This is a genomic window from Vibrio sp. 1402, assembly GCF_033340275.1.
The window spans coordinates 1-660 of sequence record NZ_JAWOWE010000333.1 but is presented as its reverse complement, the minus strand read 5'-3'; the positions used below and the strand labels follow the sequence as shown (position 1 = coordinate 660).

The window sequence follows — 660 nt, the reverse complement described above, 5'->3', positions numbered from 1 at the left end:
GCACCTGGTCCACAACCCGTACAGATATTAAGTTCACGTAAGCCAAGCTCGTTACCCACTTCGCGCGTGTATTGGTATTCAACGCCATTGATTGAATGGCCGCCCCAACAGACGACGAGATTTGGTTCAATACCGGGAGTGAGCGCGCCTGCGTTACGCAAAATACCAAACACAAGGTTGGTAATGTGCGTTGGGTTAGTGAGATTGAGGCGCTGACTGTCAGCCAAGTGCATGTTCACGTAAACGATGTCACGCAGTACAGAGAATAAGTGTTCTTGAATGCCTTTAATGATCTCTCCATCGACAAACGCATGCTCTGGTGGGTCGGTCAGCTCTAGCTTAATGCCACGCTCGCGGCGCACTACATTCACATCAAACGATTGGTGTTTATCGAGAAGCTCTTTGGAGTTATCTGTGTGGCTACCAGAGTTCAATACCGCTAACGTACAGTTACGATAAAGCTGGTAAAGATCACTCGAAGCGGTTTTCTTTAAGCGTTCAACTTCCAGTTGGGATAGCAAGTCCATGCTACCTGCGGGGCTTATATGGGTAATCATAACGCCTCCTTGTGTTGCATTATTTTGAGGGATAGTTCCAACGCATCTTACTTAGTTGTACGTGTCGTTTTACTCAGATGGCTGGAGGGTTTGGTTTTATGGT

General features: G+C 47.3%; 1 protein-coding gene. It reads right to left on the bottom strand.

All coding sequences use genetic code 11. The features are described 5' to 3' along the window. Positions 1-557, bottom strand: a 557-nt coding sequence (locus tag R7044_RS25905) for a pyrimidine/purine nucleosidase domain-containing protein (RefSeq protein ID WP_225456084.1), incomplete at its 3' end; no start/stop codon positions are given. Positions 558-660 lie beyond the last annotated feature (103 nt).